We start from the raw sequence: 15,867 nt of genomic DNA on the forward strand, positions 1-15,867 counted from the left end.
ACAGAAAGACGAAAGAGGATTTTCCATGACTTCAGATCAACCGATCCGCTGGGGCATCATCGGCCCCGGCACCATCGCCCGCACCTTTGCAGACGGCGTCGCTCATTCACGCACGGGGAAGCTGGTGGCAATTGCCACCCGCAATCCGGCAAAGCCGGGCCTTGCCGACGGGTTCCCCGGCGCCCGCATCGTCGATGGTTACGAGGCGCTGCTCTCCGACAAGGAGATCGATGCGATCTATATCGCCGTCCCTCACACCGGCCACGCCGAATGGGCAATCAAGGCGGCACGCGCCGGCAAGCACATCCTGGTGGAAAAGCCGATCGCGCTCTCGGCCTATGATGCCGAAGCGGTTTATTACGAGGCGAAAAAAGCCGGCGTCTTCGCCGGGGAAGCTTTCATGTACCGCGTGCATCCGCAGACGGAGAAGCTGGTCGAACTCGTCAAAAGCGGCGTCATCGGCACCGTTCGCATCATCCGCTCGAGCTTCGGCTTCAACATGGGCAGCTACAAGCCGGAACACCGGCTTTTCGCTAACGACACCGCCGGCGGCGGCATTCTCGATGTCGGCGGTTATCCGGTCTCGATGGCCAGACTGATATCAGGCGCCGCGGAGGGCAAGGCCTTCCTCGAACCGGAGAAGGTCTCGGGCGTCGCCCATCTCGGCCAGAGTGGCGTCGACGAATGGGCATCTGCCGTGCTCAAATTCCCGAACGAGATCATCGCCGAAGTCTCCTGCTCGATCATGGCGCAGCAGGACAATGTGCTGCGCATCATCGGCTCCGAGGGCCGAATCGAGGTCCAGGACTTCTGGTTTGCCTCCGGTCACAAGGGCGGCGTCGGCAAGATCGAGATCGTCAAGGGCGGCAAGCAGGAGACCGTCGAACTCAGGGAGGATCGCTGGCTCTATTCCTTCGAGGCGGATGCGGCAGGCGATGCCATCCGCGCCGGCAAGACCGAATTCAGCTCTCCCGGCATGAGCTGGGCAGATTCGATCGGAAACCTGCGTGTGCTCGACCAGTGGCGCGCCTCGGTCGGCCTCGAATACGGCGTTGAAAAAGCCAGCAAACGCACGACAAACATTGCCGGCGGCGCGATCGCGCGCGGCAACAGCGTTCCGCAGCGTCAGATCCCCGGCATTTCCAAGCCGGCTTCGGTCGTCACACTCGGCTTCGAGTTCTTCCCGAACTTCGCTGCCGCCTCGCTGACGCTCGACGCATTCTACGAGGCCGGCGGCAATGCCTTCGACACCGCCTATGTCTATGGCGGCGGCAAGACGGAGGCGATCTTCGGCGACTGGCACACGAGCCGCAAGGTACCGCGCGAGGAGATCGTGCTGATCGGCAAGGGCGCGCATTCGCCGCTCTGCTATCCCGATATGATCGCAAAGCAGCTCGACCAGTCGCTTTCCCGGCTGAAGACCGACTATGTCGACATCTATTTCATGCATCGTGACAATACCGACGTGCCGGTCGGCGAATTCGTCGATGCCATGGATGCCGAGGTCAAGCGCGGACGCATCCGCGGCATATTCGGTGGCTCGAACTGGACGCGGGCCCGCTTCGACGAGGCGATCGCCTATGCCGAAAAGACCGGCAAGACGGCGCCGGCAGCACTTTCCAACAACTTCTCGCTCGCCGAGATGCTCGATCCGATCTGGGCCGGCTGCGTTGCCGCCTCCGACGACGACTGGAAGAAATGGCTGAACGAGAAGCAGATCCCGAACTTTGCCTGGTCGAGTCAGGGCCGCGGCTTCTTTACCGACCGCGCCGGCCGCGACAAGCGAGACGATGAGGAGATCGTCCGGGTCTGGTATTCCGAGCGCAACTTCGGACGCCGCGACCGCGCCATCGAGCTTGCCAACAAGCTCGGCCGCAATCCGATCCATATCGCGCTCGCCTATGTGATCGCCCAGCCTTTCCCGGTCATTCCGCTGATCGGGCCGCGCACTGTCGCCGAATTGGAAGACAGCCTCTCGGCACTCGACATCAGGCTGACGCCTGAGCAGGTGAAGTGGCTGGAAGGCTGACGAGACGCGCAAAGGGCGCGGCGCGAGCCGCGCCCTTTGCTTTTTCTACTTGCGCGGCTCGGAAGCTTTCTTCCTGGCCGCGTCGTCCATCAGCTCATACCACATGGCGTTGAGGACGGCGAAGGCGGCGGCCAGCGGCAGGCCGAGCATCCATGCAAAATACCACATCGTTTGGTCTCCATCAGAGCAATTCCAGGAAAAGTGCGAAGCGGTTTTCCGTCCGGAATTGCGTAAAAACAAAAGGCTAGAGCGGTTCTGCCGAACCGCTCTAGTAGGCGTGGCTATTTTTGTCGGTGATGGACTTCTCATCGACCTTGCCCCACAGAACCTTGTAGACCCAGGCCGTGTAGGCGAAGATGATCGGCAGGAAGATCACCGTCACCACCAGCATGATGAACAGCGTCATGTGGCTGGAGGATGCATCCCAGACCGTCAGGCTCGATCGCGGATCGAGCGAAGAGGGCAGGATGAACGGGAACATCGACAGGCCGACCGTCGAGATGATGCCAAAGATCGCCACCTTGCTGAAGAGCAGCGTCATGACCTCGCGCCTTGCCCGCATGGCAATGAAGGCCAGTGCCGCGCCGACGAAGCCGAGGACGGGCGCGATGATCATCCACGAATGGGCGGCATAGTTGGTAAGCCACGCGCCTTTCTCCAGCGCCACGGTTTTCAACAGCGGATTGGAGGGGCCGATTGGGCTGATATCGCTGGTGATGCGATAGCCACCGACGCCGATCCACAGGAAGAGACCGCCGAGTGCGAAAAGCAGAATGACGGCAAGGGCGGCGACGCTGCCATAGCTTCTGGCACGCTCGGCGACCGGGCCACTCGACTTCAACACCAGCCAGGCCGCACCATGCATCGTCAGCATGGCCAGGGAAAGCAGGCCACAGAGCAGCGCATAGGGGTTGAGCAGGGCGAAGAACGAACCTTCGTAGAAGATCCGCATATCGTCGGCAAAGCGGAAGGGAACGCCCTGCAGCACATTGCCGACGGCAACGCCGAAGATCAGTGACGGCACGAAGCCGCCAATGAACAGCGCCCAGTCCCAGCCATTGCGCCAACTGGCGCTTTCCCGCTTCGACCTGTATTTGAAACCGACCGGGCGCAGGATGAGCGCGAAGAGGATCGCGAACATCGCCAGGTAGAAGCCCGAGAAGGACACTGCATAAAGCGGCGGCCAGGCGGCGAAGATGGCGCCGCCGCCGAGGATCAGCCAGACCTGGTTGCCCTCCCAGGTGGCGCCAATGGTGTTGATCGCCACGCGACGTTCCGTATCGGTCCGGGCAACGAAAGGCAGAAGCGTGCCCACGCCGAGATCGAAGCCGCCGGTCGTCGCAAAAGCGATCAGCAGGACGCCGAGCAGCAGCCACCAGATGAGACGCAGGGTTTCATAGTCGATGAGTTCGTGAAGGATCATGGCAGTCACTCCGCGGCCGGGACGAGGGTTTCGGAAATCAGATGGGCTTCCGGCTCGTCGTCCGGCTCCGGCCCTTGCTTGATCGCCTTGATCATCAGGCCCATCTCGATGACGATCAGCGTCGTGTAGAGTGCCGCAAAACCGATGATGGTCAGAAGCACGGTGCCGGCGCCGAGGCTGGAGACGGCGGCCGCCGTCGGCAGCACGCCTTCGATCACCCAGGGCTGGCGGCCGAACTCGGCGACGATCCAGCCGAATTCGATTGCGACCCAGGGCAGCGGAATGGCAAACACCGCGACCTTCAGAAGCAGAGGATACTTGTCGAGATGGCGCCGCGCCGACAGCCAGAAGAAGGTCGCCGTCAGCAGGATGAAGAAGATGCCGAGGCCGACCATAATGCGGAAGGACCAGAAGAGGGTCGGCACATGCGGGATCGTGTCGCGCGCGGCCTGGACGATCTGCTCTTCGGTCGCCTGACGCGGGTCGTCGACATAGCGCTTCAGCAGAAGAGCATAGCCGAGATCATGGCCGAGATCCTCGAAGGAGCTGCGCACTTCCTGCGCAACCTGATCCTGCGCCGGCGCCGCACGGATCTGCATCAGCGCGTCGTAGGCCTTGATGCCATCGCGGATCCGGGTTTCGGCCTGCTGTTCGAGCTTGTCGATGCCGGGGATCTCAGTCGTCAGCGACCGCGTGCCGATCAGGCCCATGACCCAGGGAATGTGCACGGCAAAATGCGTCTCGCGCGCCTCCTGGTCGGGGAAACCGAAGGCGGTGAATGCCGCCGGCGCCGGTTCCGTCTTCCACATGCCCTCGATTGCCGCGAGCTTCATCTTCTGGTTCTCGGTGGCGAGATAACCGCTCTCGTCGCCAAGCACGACGACCGAAAGCGCCGAAGCAAGGCCGAAGGAGGCCGCAACCGTCATCGATCGCTTGGCAAGCTCGATGTGCCGGCCCTTGAGGATATACCAGGCCGAAACGCCGAGCACGAAGATCGAGGCGCAGACATAGCCTGCCGACACCGTATGGACGAATTTCGCCTGGGCGACGGGATTGAAGACCACGTCGAAGAAGCTTGTGATTTCCATGCGCATCGTCTGCGGGTTAAGCGCCGATCCCACAGGGTTCTGCATCCAGCCATTGGCGATCAGGATCCAGAGTGCGGAAAAGTTCGATCCCAGCGCCACCGCCCAGGTGGCGACGAGATGCCCGACCTTTGACAGCTTGTCCCAGCCGAAGAAGAACAGGCCGACGAAGGTCGCCTCGAGGAAGAAGGCCATCAGACCTTCGATCGCCAGCGGCGCACCGAAGATGTCGCCGACATAATAGCTGTAATAGCTCCAGTTCATGCCGAACTGGAATTCCATGACGATGCCGGTGGCGACGCCGAGCACGAAATTGATGCCGAACAGCCCGCCCCAGAATTTGGTCATCTGCCGCCAGATCTGGCGGCCGGTCATGACATAGACGGTTTCCATGATCGCCAGCAGCACGGACAGGCCGAGCGTCAGAGGCACGAACAGGAAGTGGTAAAGCGCCGTCAGCGCGAATTGGAAGCGCGATAACGCGACGATATCTAGTTCCATTGTTTTTCTCCCACGGTCCCACGGGGTACAGGGCGTTCCTCAGCACCGGCCGGCGCGTGAGGGTATGCAATCTTGCTCTAGTCCGGCCGAAGCCGGTCGAGCGCCTTTTCGAACGCCGCCTCTCCGCGGCGCGAAATTTCTGTGATGCGACCGCCTTCGATGACGGCGATGCGGTCTGCGATCGCCGCCTCGCGGCGGATATGCGTGGCGATCACCAGCGAATGGCCTGCCGCCATTGCCGACAGCCGGCAGAGCACGTCGCGGGCGGTGGCGCCGTCAAGTCCCTCGGTCGGCTCATCGAGCAGCCAGAGCGGCGTGTCGCGCAGGAAGAGCCGGGCAAGCGCCAACCGGCGCGACTGACCACCGGAAAGACCGAGCCCGCCTTCGCCGAGCCGGGTATCGATCCCCCGCGGCATGGCGTCGATATCGGCAAGCAGGCCGGCCGCAGCGAGCGCTTCGCGAAGACGGGCCTCGTTCTCATCCGGGTTTGCAAGGAGCAGGTTGCCGCGCAGGCTGTCCTCGAAGAGCTCCGTCCGTTGCGTCAGCAAGGTCGTCGCCATCACGGCAACACTTCCCGTCCGCGCCGGCAATTCGCCGGAAAGCAGGGCAAGCAGGCTCGATTTGCCGGCGCCGCTGCTGCCGATGACGGCCAGTCGTTCACCCTGCTGAAGCGCGAGCTCGATGCCTTGGAGCGCCGGCACATTGGAATTTTCATGAAAGGCGGAAACCTTCGCTACCGAGAAAGCGTATCCCGGCAGCGCCGCCGCTAGGGGTTCTTGTGCTGCGACTGCGACAAGCCGCGGTGCGATACGCCTTGCCGCAAGCAATGTCCTGCCGACTTCCAGCGCGCCGCGGCGGAGCGCTGCGAAGGGTTCGGTCGCGGCGAAGGCGACGAGCAGGCCGAGTGCGGCGACAGGCGCGGTGATCGCCTTCGTTTCCGCAAGTGCTGCGACGGCGAGTAGCGATGCCGTCAGCAGCAAGGTTGAGACAAGGCCGAAGCCGAATGTCAGGCCGGTCTCAACGCGGTTCAACTGGTCGTCGGCACGGGCGGAGTAATGGTCTGCCGCGGCAATCGTCTCTCGCTGCGCGGCAAGACGGCCGGCCATCAGCAGATCGGTCTGGCCGGCGACGAGATCGATCGTCCGCGACCGCAGTGCCTCGATGCCATGGGCGCGTCTGCGGGCATGCTTGCGCGCCGCCCGCCCGGCGATGACAGGCAGGCCGAGGCCGGCACCGGCGAGAAAAAGGCCGAAACACAGGCCGAACACGGGATGCATCAGCCCCAGCACGAGGCTTGCCGCCAGTGCTGCACCGATCGCGACCGCAGCCGGCACGAGGATGCGCAGGTAGAGGGAATCGAGCGCATCGATATCGGCTGTCAGCCGGAAAAGCAGCCGTGCGGGACGATGCAACAGGGTGCGAGCCGCACCCGGTTCGGCAAAGCCGCGAAATAGCTTTTCGCGCAGCGCGGCGAGCACGCCGAGCGTTGCGTCATGGGTCGCAAGCCTTTCGCCGTAGCGCGCGGCCGTACGGACGATAGCGAGCAGGCGGATGCCGGCTGACGGCGCAAAGACGTCGAAGGTGATGGCGGCAGCGGCCGAAAGGCCGGCGAGCGAGGTGGCGGTGATGAACCAGCCGGACAGGCCGAGCAGGGCGATGCCGGCGGTCACCGTCGCCGCCGAAAGTGCTGCGCCGAGCAACAGCGCACGCCGGCGCTCGGCAAGGAACAGACGCAAGATCGGCTTGAGGTCGGCAGCAAATCCGCTCATTCGGCGGCCTCCCTGATAACGATGTCGGCATCGACGCGCATGGCGCGATGCATGCGGGCGGCAAGCAGCGGATCGTGTGTCGCAACAATAAGGGTGCGGCCCCTGGCGAGCAAAAGCAGGCTCTCGGTCACCTCGGCTGCGGTGGCGGCGTCGAGATGTGCGGTCGGCTCGTCGGCCAGGATGATCCGGAGATGCGGATTGCAGGCCGCCCGCGCGATCGCCAGCCGCAGCGCCTCGCCGCCGGAAAGCCCGATCCCGCCTTCGCCGAGCGGCCGGTCGCCATAGGCGGCGGCGACTTTTCCGAGGCTGGCGGCATCGAGCGCATCCGTCACGTCGCCGCGCGCGATACCGGGCCTGCCGAGCGCGATATTGCCGGCGATGGTGCCGGCAAAAATATGCGGTCTTTGGCCGATCCATGCCATGCTGGCGCGCAAGGCGTGGGCGCTGTCATCGGCAAGTTCGATGCCGCCGATGACGATGCGGCCACCGGTGCAGGGCGCCAGCCCTGAAATCAGCGAAAGAAGCGTCGACTTGCCGGAACCGCTGGCGCCGAGAAGCGCCAGATGTTCGCCGGCCGCGATATCGAGGTTGAAACCGTCGAGGATCAACGGTTCGTCGGCGTCGTAGCGGAAATCGACATTCTCAAGACGAATGGCCGGTGCCTCGGCGACGGCAGATGCCGCTGGCGCGACGTCGGCTGCTCCTCGGATGGACAGGCCGCCGGCAGCGAGGGTGTCCAGGGCCTTCAGCGCCGCTTCGCCGGCCGCCCGATCGTGCCAGACAGCCGAGAGTTCGCGCAGCGGTTCGAAGAAGGCCGGTGCCAGCAGCAGGATGAACAGTCCCTCGGTCAGGTCGAGCCGGCCTACCCAAGTGCCGAAGCGGATCTCACCGAGCAGGCTGAAGCCGACATAGACCGCAATCATCGCCACGCCGAGCGCGGCGAAAAGCTCGAGCACCGCCGAGGACAGAAAGGCGATCTTCAGCACCGCCATGGTGCGTGCTCGCAGCGACTCCGCCTCGCGACGCAGCCGTAGCGCGGTTGCATCCACGGCGTCGAGCGCGCGGATGGTCGCCAGTCCGCGCAGCCGATCGAGCAGGAAGCCGTTGAGGCCGCCGGTCGCGACGAGTTGCCTTTCGCTGGCCGCCTGGGCGCGCCAGCCGATCAGCGCCATGAAGATCGGGATCAGCGGCGCGGCGAACAGCAGAACCAGCGCGGCGATCCAGGAGACCGGAAGGATGAAGGCAAGGATGACGAGTGGCACGAGACTCGCCTTCATCCGTGCCGGCTGGAAACGGGCGAGATAAGGCACGATCAGTTCGGCCTGTTCGCCAATGACACTTGCGGCTTTGCCGGAGGCAGGCCGGCCGCGATCGACCGGCGACGACATGGAAAGTGCCGCGGCGGCGATCTGCCGCCTGCGGCTGAGCTCGGCGCGGGCGGCTTGAAAAGCCAGGCGGCCGCCGGCCGCGTCGAGACAGCTTCTTGCAAATCCGAGGGCGAGGATGCCGAGGGCTGGCCAGACAACGTCATGCAATCCGCCGCTGTCGGCGATGCGGCCGACCGAGACGGCCAGCAATGCGGCCTGCGGGATCCAGATGGCGACGGCCAGCGCCTGCAGCATTGCCGCTCTGCGCAGCCCGCCTTTGACATCATCGGGGCCGATGACAGGCGAGACCGTATCACCGTCCGGCGCCGGCTCGGCGCCCCGTCCGTCCCTCGCGTCGAAGAAAGCAGTGCCCATGGCGCTAACTCTTGTTCGCAGGATTTGACCGGCGGCTGCGGCCGAGCGAAACAACCCGGTCCTTGGCCTCCAGAAGCTTGGTCACTTTCGCGCCAAGCGAGAGTAACGTTGCGAGCCTTTCTGTTTCAAGTTGTTTTACGTCTTCATACCAATGCGTCAGTTGCTCGATCAGCGTGTGCATCTCGCTCATGCGCTGCTGCGCATGCCGCTCGGCGTCGCTGGCCGGCCGCTGCATCAGGATCTCTCTCAGAACCGACAGCGTCGGATCGACTTCGCGCTTCTTTCGCTCCTCGGCAAGCGTCCTCAATATCTGCCAGACATCATCCGGCGTGGTGAAGAAATCGCGGCGGTCGTCCGGCTTGTGTTTCAAGATGACGAGGTTCCAGGCCTGCAGTTCGCGCAGGCTCATCGACACATTGGAGCGCGAGATGCCGAGCGAATCGGCGATCTCCTCGGCGCAGACCGGCGCGGGCGAGACGAAGAGCAGGGCATAAATCTGGCCGACCGTGCGGTTGATTCCCCAGCGCGACCCCATTTCGCCGAAGTGGAGAACGAAGGACTGGACGAGAGGCGGAAGGTTCATGGTCGTTTCCGTTGCGTCTGTGATTTCAGAAATTTCTGAAATTACTATACTGACTTTCGCGTCTCGCCGGCAATCGGCAAGGCAGTCCTGCGTCAATTTGGATGTCCGTTCGTTGATCGTTGGCTAGATATAGCCGGGTGCGACGTCGCTGGATTTGACCTGAGTCAAGTCCGTAGCGGTTTGCAGCGATGACGCAGAAACGCCCGGCGATGCGTTACGCATGCCGGGCGTTCTGTCGGATTGAGATGTCTAGGCCGCCGCTGCTGCCCAGTTTTCGTTCAAGAATGCCGCCAGGCTTAGATCAAGCCGGTCAGGATGCCGACGCCGGCAATCGTCGCAATGCCGCCGGCCGTACGCGTCACGAAAACGCCCTGACGTTCACCAGCGCGGCCGATGACGTAACCAAGGGCGAGGCCGGCGAGATGCAGCAGTGCGGTCCCGACCACGAAGCCGGCGGCATAGGCGGCACGGGCGGCATTTTCCGGCATTTCGGAGCCATGTGCGTGACCGTGGAAGATGGCGAAGACGCCGATGACACCAAGTGCTGCGGCCAGCGGCGCCTTGACGTTGAGTGCGACGACGGCGCCGAGAACGACGACGGAAAGCGCGATGCCGATTTCAACGAAGGGAACATTGATGCCGGCAACGCCGAGGGCACCGCCGAGCGCCATCACCAGAACGAAGGTCGTCGGCACGAGCCAGGTGGCGCGGCCGCCGAGCTGAAATGCGAAAACACCAACCATCACCATGGCGAGAACATGATCGAGGCCAGAGATCGGATGGGTAAAGCCATGGCTGAAGCCGGCAGCTTCGCCGATGGCGGGATGGGCGGAGGCGACGGCTGGAAGCGCTGCGGCAGCCAAGGCAAGCAGGCCGCTCTTGAGTGCTGATTTCATTGCTCATTCCCCTCGTGAGTTTTCGAATATCCTGCGGCCGCCGAACACAGGCACGGTTCCAAGTCGCGCGCATCACGCTAATTCAAAGAATTCGCGCCGTCAACGAAAATGCCATGAAATACCGAGCCAATTCAACTGCTTATCTGATAGGCAGATGCCACTTTCGATAGCTTCTCCCGACGCGCCGCGCCTCAAGATCGAACTGGAAACAACTCCGTACAGAGGCTATCAATCGTCCGGCAAAGACGGCGCAGGCCGCCGCGATGGAGGAGACGCCATGATGAATACCGAACGGCCGCTGGCGATCAGCGCGCCAGAGCCGCGCACGCTCGATCTGATCTTCAGCGACAGTGCGCGCGCCGAACTGCAGGCGAAATATGAGATCGTCGAGGCCGATCCCGAGAACATCGCCGGTCTCGGCGACGAAATCCTCGGCAAGGCGCGCTACATCATCGGCCAGCCGCCACTTTCGGCGGAAACGCTGGCCAGAATGCCGGGCTTGCGCTCGATCCTCAATGTCGAAAGCAATCTGCTCAACAACATGCCTTATGAGGTGCTCTTCCAGCGCGGTATCCACGTCGTGACGACAGGGCAGGTCTTTGCCGAGCCGGTTGCCGAAATCGGCCTCGGTTTCGCCCTGGCCTTGGCGCGCGGCATCGTCGACGCGGATGTGGCTTTTCGCCAAGGCAACGAACTCTGGGGAGGGGAGGGGAATGCAAGTGCGCGGCTGCTCGCCGGTTCCGAGATCGGCATCGTCGGCTTCGGCGATCTCGGCAAGGCGCTGCGCCGGGTGCTGTCCGGCTTCAGGGCGCGCATCCGGGTATTCGACCCCTGGCTGCCGCAATCGATCCTTGAGGAAAACGGTGTCGAGCCGGCAAGCATGGAGGACGTCCTGACGAAGAGTGATTTCGTCTTCGTCGTCGCCGCCGTCACCAGCGAGAACAGGGGATTTCTCGGCGCTGAGGCCTTCGCCAGTATGCGCAGGGGCGCGGCCTTCATCCTGCTCAGCCGCGCCGATGTCGTCGATTTCGATGCGCTGATGACGGCCGTCTCGTCAGGCCATATCGTCGCGGCGAGCGACGTCTACCCTGAGGAACCGCTGCCGCCCGATCATCCGGTGCGGAGCCTGAAAGGTTTCATCCGCTCGGCGCATAGGGCTGGCGCCCTCGACAGCGCCTTCAAGAAAATGGGCGACATGGTGCTCGAAGACATGGATCTGATGGATCTCGGCCTGCCGCCGATGCGCTGCAAGCGGGCGGAACGCGAGACCGTCTCCCGCATGCGTTCCAAACCGGTGGCGGTGAATTAGAACAGAATGCCGACGTGACGCGTCGCCTCAGGCGGCGCGTTGCTCGGCACCCTGGATCGCCGCAAGCTTCCAGTCGGCGCCGGACTTGCGCACGAAGGTCCAAACCTCGGTGCTTTCGCTCGGACGGCGGTCGTCGCCGGAAACGACGCGGCCGCTGTCACGTTCAACCATCGCGTCGATCGAGGAATAACGCATGGCGAGCGTCGCATATTCCTGGCCTTCCTCGCGCCAGGCCTCGGCGATATCGCCCTGCAGCAGCTTGACGTCGGAGACGCTGTTGCGCACGCCGTTGGTGGCGTTTTCGCCAAGCTCCTCGGCGAGATAGGACATCGCCTCGGGCGTCGTCAGCCGGCGCAAGGTGCCGTAATCCTCGGCACCGTAAGCGGTCTGCACTTGGGTCAGCAGTTCCTCGAACTGATCGAGATCGGCCTGCGCCAGCCCGATCTCGTCGCTCGGCCGATTGCCGCGCGACTGCCCGCCGAAACCGCCCCCCGAACCGATCGTCGGGATCTGGAAGGACGAATTATTCGTGGGCGACATGTTATAGGACCGGCTCTGGCCTCCGACGCCGTAGGAAGGCTGGCGGCGGTTGGCGAAATAACGCATGGCGAGCATGACGGCGCCGCCGATCAGCGCGATCTGCAACAGCATGCCGAGCAAGCCGAAGCCGCCGCCGAAACCGTGACCGAGCAGCATGCCGAGAAGGCCGCCGGCAATCAGGCCGCCGATCATCGAACGGCCGAAGCCGCCGAAGAAGCCGGGGCGCTGAGCGCCGAGGGGCTGTTGCGCGGCAGCAGGTGCCGTGGTCTGCGAACGCGGCGTCATCGACCGTTCGATCGGTGCTGCAGTCCCAGGTGCGGTGCTTGTGACCGGCGGAGCCTGGAAGGTGCGCGTGCCGCGGCTTCCGAAACCGCCGCTGCCGGCGCGGCGCGCCTCGGCATCGTCAAGGGAAGCAAAAACGGTAGCGCTCGTCAGAGCGGCAATGGCCGCGATCTTGGCAAAACGCGAAACGGCACTCGGCATTCCTGATCTCCTGTCATGCGCAATCACGGCATGTTGAGATGTAATATAGGGACTCTTTCCGCCGTGTGAAGCTCTTCGCCGCCATTACTGGCAGACATCGACCCAGCTGGCGCCGGTCAGCTCCGCCAGCCGTCCGGTTTCGATGCGCACGGCCGAGTTTGTCGAGCCGGCGGCCGGCACAACTTCATCGAAGCGTTTCAGCGAGATATCGCAATAGATGGGCAACGGCGAGGGCAGGCCGAAGGGGCAGACGCCGCCGACCGGATGGCTGGTGACGGCCACAACCTCTTCGGCATCGAGCATTCGGCCCTTGGCTCCGAACGTGTCCTTGAACTTGCGATTGTCGAGCCGTGCCGTGCCGCCGGCAACGACCAGCATCATCTGCTCGCCGACACGCAGGCAGATCGTCTTGGCGATCTGGGCCGGCTCGACGCCATGGGCTTCGGCGGCAAGCGCCACCGTCGAGGAGCTCTCGGCGGTTTCGATGATTTCGATATCGGGTGCGTGGGCGCTGAGGAAGGCGCGGACGGATTCAAGGCTCATGACGCGATGCTAGCCCAGGAAATACGCAATTTGAAGCGTAAAAGACGCCTGTCAAAAACCGCCGCTTGCAAGTCGTGCGGACATCGTCATAATAATTTTGCACACGTGCTCAATTTTGTCATTCGGCCGTTACGTTCAACCCCTAGAGCGGGATACGCCACGTTTTCGTGGGGTTTTCGGAACGGCCGTCACGCAACAGTGATGACCCGTCAAGAGGCCTCACACTGCTCTTCCAGGGAGATGAAGAAGATGACCATTTTGCCGACATTGAAATCGCTTGCCGTCGCCGCCGCCATCCTGGCTTCGACCTCCGCAATTGCACTCGCTAAGGACGTTCACATCAGCGTCTGGGCCGGCGGTACCGGCCCGAACGACGTCTATCGCCTCGACGCCATCGAGATCGCAGCCCAGCAGCTGCAGCGCGAAGCCGCCCTCAAGGGCGAAGAGCTGAAGATCACCGTCGAGAAGAAGCCCTATTCGGCCTGGGAGGACTTCAAGCAGGCGCTGACCCTCGCCGCCGAAGCCAAGACCGCTCCGAATATCGTCGTCAGCGGCCATGAAGACATCGCACCCTGGTCGCAGGCCGGGCTGATCGTTCCGATCGAGGATTATGTCGATCTCGACTCTTGGCCGCTCAGCGACATCTATGAAAACCTGTTGCAGATCGCGTCCTATAACGGCACCGTCTACGGCGTCCCGCAGGACGCCGAATCCCGTCCGATGTTCTTCTGGAAGCCTTACATGAAGGCGATCGGCTACAGCGACGCCGATCTGGATGCGCTGCCGCAGAGCGTCCAGGACGGCAAGTACACCATGAAGAACCTGCTCGAAGACGCCAAGAAGATGCAGGACAAGGGCCTCGTCCAGGCCGGCTACGGTTTTTATCCGCGCACCAGCAACGGCCCTGATTACTGGCAGTTCTACACCAGCTTCGGCGGCACGATGGAAGAAGGCGGCAAGCTCGTTTTCGACAAGGCCGCGATGACCCGCACCTATCAGTTCTTCGCCGACGCCGTGAAGACCGGCGTTACCAAGAAGAACCACATCGGCATGCCGGGCGACCAGTGGTGGAAGGAAGTCGCCACCGGCAAGGCCGGCATCTGGGACGGCGGCACCTGGCACTATGCCCGCCTCGTCAACCAGGAAGGCCTGAAGGACTTCTTCGGCAACGTGATCTTCACGCTGATCCCCGCCGGCGAAGGCGGCAAGGCCAACACGCTGACCCATCCGCTCGTCTACCTGCTGACCGCAGGTCACGACCAGGAAGACACCGAGATTGCCGCCCAACTGGTCAAGATCGCCTCCGAGCCGCGCACTAACGCGCTGCATGCGGTTAAATCAGCCCATCTCGGCATCTCCAAGTCGGAATCCACCGTCGAATTCTACTCGGCCGACCGCTGGACCCGCGAAGCCACCGAGCGCCTGCTGCCGCATGCCAATGCGATGCCGAACAATTCCGATTTCGGCAAATATTGGAACATCATGTGGAAGAACCTCGAGGCATCCTGGACCGGCGCCAAGACCGTCGATGCCGCGGTCGGTGATGCAGAGAGCGAGCTGAAGAGCACGCTCGGCGACAAGATCGTCATCCGCTAAGATGGAAGCACTCTTCCGGGCGGCGGTAACCCGCTGCCCGGTCGGTCCGCGATGAGGGGGCTTTCATGAAATCGTCCAGAACGCTCGGACTGGTGATGATCGCGCCTGCGGCGATCATGATCGTCCTGTTCTTCCTGATGCCGGTGGTTCTGACGGCGGTCTTCTCGATGACCAACATGACGACGGCGACCGGCATTTCCGGCGGTGTCTACCAGATCGCGCCCAATTCCCTGATCGCGCTAAAATCGGCAATACCGGACATTGCAGCCGAGATGGCCGAACCGCGCTACACGATCGACGATGCGGGCCTCAAGGCCGTCGAAGGCCTCGGGCTTGCGCCTGGGATTGCCGCGGAATTGCGCGCCAAACATACAGGTGAGGTCTTCCCGACACGCCGCGACGTCGAGCGCATGCTCAAGGATCTTTCCGAGCGACCTTCGACACGCGACGTCAAACAGATCTCCGAACAGTTCAACCGCTCCGTCCTCAACACCCGTTTCGACAGCAAGGAGCAGCTCTTTTCGTCGCTGGACAGTCTGGGTTTCAAGCTGACGCCGGAACAGAAGGAAACCGTCGCCAGGGTCACCTATACTGGCTGGACCTGGACGACCGACAATTTCTCACGCATGGCCACCTCGCCCGACATGGCGCGTGTGCTTTTCAATACCGTGCTCTACGTCGCGTTGGTGCTGATGCTCTTCAATGTCGGTTATGCGCTGTTGCTCGCCATCTTGACGCATTACATGCCGCCGACGCCAGCCTCGATCTTCCGCGGCATCTGGCTCCTGCCGCGCATCACGCCCGTCGTCATTTACGTCATGCTATGGAAGTGGCTCGCCTGGGACAGCGGATTCATCTCTATCCTGATGGGCAAGTTCGGCTATCCGCCGAAGAACTATCTTCTCGACAACGCCTATAACGCCTGGTTGTTCGTCGTGCTGATCAACGGCTTCATCGGCGCCTCGATGGGCATGCTGGTGTTTTCCTCGGCGATGAAGGCCATTCCGAAAAGCCAGTTCTATGCGAGCGAGGTCGACGGCGCCTCCCGCTGGCAGCAGATTCGCTACATCATCCTGCCGCAGATGCGCTGGCCAATCCTTTTCGTCACCTGCTATCAGACGCTGTCGCTGCTTGCCTCCTTCAATGAAATCCTGCTTGCGACCAATGGCGGACCGGGCAATGCGACTGAGGTCTGGGCGCTGTCGGCCTATCACACTGCGCTGAGGAACTATGCCGGCAACCTCGAATACGGCTTGGGTGCCGCCATGGCCTTGGTGCTCGTCGTCATCGGCGTGATGCTGTCGCTCCTCTATCTGCGCGTCTTCAGTTACGGCACGCTAGTCGCCAAGCCCTTGATCGAGGATTGAC

13 protein-coding genes are annotated in these 15,867 nt (G+C 62.9%); 4 read left to right on the top strand and 9 right to left on the bottom strand.

Annotation, left to right across the window (positions count from 1 at the left end; all coding sequences use genetic code 11):
- The first annotated feature begins 25 nt into the window (after positions 1 to 25).
- Complete coding sequence (locus GR198_RS25430; RefSeq protein WP_164069751.1) at positions 26 to 2,029, top strand: aldo/keto reductase; 2,004 nt, start codon at positions 26 to 28, stop codon at positions 2,027 to 2,029.
- Positions 2,030 to 2,074: 45 nt separating this feature from the next.
- Here GR198_RS25430 and cydX read toward each other — a convergent pair whose 3' ends face one another.
- The 7 genes from cydX to GR198_RS25465 all read right to left on the bottom strand — a co-directional run bounded on the left by cydX (position 2,075) and on the right by GR198_RS25465 (position 10,028).
- A complete protein-coding gene (cydX, locus tag GR198_RS25435) occupies positions 2,075 to 2,197 on the bottom strand; it encodes a cytochrome bd-I oxidase subunit CydX (RefSeq protein ID WP_024320108.1) in 123 nt (40 codons plus the stop codon).
- Positions 2,198 to 2,297: 100 nt separating this feature from the next.
- Positions 2,298 to 3,452 (bottom strand): cytochrome d ubiquinol oxidase subunit II, encoded by a 1,155-nt coding sequence (gene cydB / locus GR198_RS25440; RefSeq protein ID WP_029874946.1) that lies wholly within the window; start codon positions 3,450 to 3,452, stop codon positions 2,298 to 2,300.
- 5 nt (positions 3,453 to 3,457) lie between these two features.
- Positions 3,458 to 5,038 carry a cytochrome ubiquinol oxidase subunit I gene (locus tag GR198_RS25445; protein WP_029874945.1) on the bottom strand — a complete coding sequence of 527 codons (1,581 nt, stop codon included), beginning with the start codon at positions 5,036 to 5,038 and terminating at the stop codon, positions 3,458 to 3,460.
- A gap of 77 nt (positions 5,039 to 5,115) precedes the next feature.
- Positions 5,116 to 6,807, bottom strand: a complete 1,692-nt coding sequence (locus tag GR198_RS25450; RefSeq protein ID WP_029874944.1) for an amino acid ABC transporter ATP-binding/permease protein — start codon at positions 6,805 to 6,807, stop codon at positions 5,116 to 5,118.
- On the bottom strand, positions 6,804 to 8,549 hold the full coding sequence (cydD, locus tag GR198_RS25455; RefSeq protein ID WP_029874943.1) for a thiol reductant ABC exporter subunit CydD: 1,746 nt from the start codon (positions 8,547 to 8,549) through the stop codon (positions 6,804 to 6,806). Before cydD ends, GR198_RS25450 begins: the two co-directional genes overlap by 4 nt.
- Before the next feature lie 4 nt (positions 8,550 to 8,553).
- Positions 8,554 to 9,132 carry a GbsR/MarR family transcriptional regulator gene (locus GR198_RS25460; RefSeq protein ID WP_029874942.1) on the bottom strand — a complete coding sequence of 193 codons (579 nt, stop codon included), beginning with the start codon at positions 9,130 to 9,132 and terminating at the stop codon, positions 8,554 to 8,556.
- Between the two features lie 296 nt (positions 9,133 to 9,428).
- Positions 9,429 to 10,028: a HupE/UreJ family protein gene (locus GR198_RS25465; RefSeq protein WP_029874941.1), complete on the bottom strand. Its 600-nt coding sequence runs from the start codon at positions 10,026 to 10,028 to the stop codon at positions 9,429 to 9,431.
- Positions 10,029 to 10,305: 277 nt separating this feature from the next.
- On the opposite strand from GR198_RS25465, the gene GR198_RS25470 reads away from it, so the two are divergent.
- A complete protein-coding gene (locus GR198_RS25470) occupies positions 10,306 to 11,337 on the top strand; it encodes a hydroxyacid dehydrogenase (RefSeq protein WP_029874940.1) in 1,032 nt (343 codons plus the stop codon).
- A gap of 27 nt (positions 11,338 to 11,364) precedes the next feature.
- Here GR198_RS25470 and GR198_RS25475 read toward each other — a convergent pair whose 3' ends face one another.
- Together GR198_RS25475 and GR198_RS25480 are read right to left on the bottom strand one after the other, a co-directional pair.
- On the bottom strand, positions 11,365 to 12,360 hold the full coding sequence (locus GR198_RS25475) for a Tim44 domain-containing protein (protein ID WP_151519582.1): 996 nt from the start codon (positions 12,358 to 12,360) through the stop codon (positions 11,365 to 11,367).
- Between the two features lie 84 nt (positions 12,361 to 12,444).
- Complete coding sequence (locus GR198_RS25480; RefSeq protein ID WP_003549231.1) at positions 12,445 to 12,903, bottom strand: YbaK/EbsC family protein; 459 nt, start codon at positions 12,901 to 12,903, stop codon at positions 12,445 to 12,447.
- Between the two features lie 249 nt (positions 12,904 to 13,152).
- Between GR198_RS25480 and GR198_RS25485 the strand changes: the two genes are divergently transcribed.
- Positions 13,153 to 14,499 carry an extracellular solute-binding protein gene (locus GR198_RS25485; protein ID WP_164069752.1) on the top strand — a complete coding sequence of 449 codons (1,347 nt, stop codon included), beginning with the start codon at positions 13,153 to 13,155 and terminating at the stop codon, positions 14,497 to 14,499.
- A gap of 65 nt (positions 14,500 to 14,564) precedes the next feature.
- Entirely contained in the window at positions 14,565 to 15,866 is a 1,302-nt protein-coding gene (locus GR198_RS25490; protein ID WP_029874938.1) for a carbohydrate ABC transporter permease, read from the top strand.
- The last annotated feature ends 1 nt before the right edge of the window (position 15,867 follow it).

It is taken from the genome of Rhizobium leguminosarum (assembly GCF_010668065.1).
Taxonomy (GTDB): Bacteria; Pseudomonadota; Alphaproteobacteria; order Rhizobiales; family Rhizobiaceae; genus Rhizobium; species Rhizobium leguminosarum_S.

Excerpts from the sequence above, each read along its gene's own strand:
- GR198_RS25430 (WP_164069751.1), top strand. The coding sequence starts at position 26 with ATGACTTCAGATCAACCGATCCGCTGGGGCATCATCGGCCCCGGCACC.
- cydX (WP_024320108.1), bottom strand. The coding sequence starts at position 2,197 with ATGTGGTATTTTGCATGGATGCTCGGCCTGCCGCTGGCCGCCGCCTTC.
- cydB (WP_029874946.1), bottom strand. The coding sequence starts at position 3,452 with ATGATCCTTCACGAACTCATCGACTATGAAACCCTGCGTCTCATCTGG.
- GR198_RS25445 (WP_029874945.1), bottom strand. The coding sequence starts at position 5,038 with ATGGAACTAGATATCGTCGCGTTATCGCGCTTCCAATTCGCGCTGACG.
- GR198_RS25450 (WP_029874944.1), bottom strand. The coding sequence starts at position 6,807 with ATGAGCGGATTTGCTGCCGACCTCAAGCCGATCTTGCGTCTGTTCCTT.
- cydD (WP_029874943.1), bottom strand. The coding sequence starts at position 8,549 with ATGGGCACTGCTTTCTTCGACGCGAGGGACGGACGGGGCGCCGAGCCG.
- GR198_RS25460 (WP_029874942.1), bottom strand. The coding sequence starts at position 9,132 with ATGAACCTTCCGCCTCTCGTCCAGTCCTTCGTTCTCCACTTCGGCGAA.
- GR198_RS25465 (WP_029874941.1), bottom strand. The coding sequence starts at position 10,028 with ATGAAATCAGCACTCAAGAGCGGCCTGCTTGCCTTGGCTGCCGCAGCG.
- GR198_RS25470 (WP_029874940.1), top strand. The coding sequence starts at position 10,306 with ATGATGAATACCGAACGGCCGCTGGCGATCAGCGCGCCAGAGCCGCGC.
- GR198_RS25475 (WP_151519582.1), bottom strand. The coding sequence starts at position 12,360 with ATGCCGAGTGCCGTTTCGCGTTTTGCCAAGATCGCGGCCATTGCCGCT.
- GR198_RS25480 (WP_003549231.1), bottom strand. The coding sequence starts at position 12,903 with ATGAGCCTTGAATCCGTCCGCGCCTTCCTCAGCGCCCACGCACCCGAT.
- GR198_RS25485 (WP_164069752.1), top strand. The coding sequence starts at position 13,153 with ATGACCATTTTGCCGACATTGAAATCGCTTGCCGTCGCCGCCGCCATC.
- GR198_RS25490 (WP_029874938.1), top strand. The coding sequence starts at position 14,565 with ATGAAATCGTCCAGAACGCTCGGACTGGTGATGATCGCGCCTGCGGCG.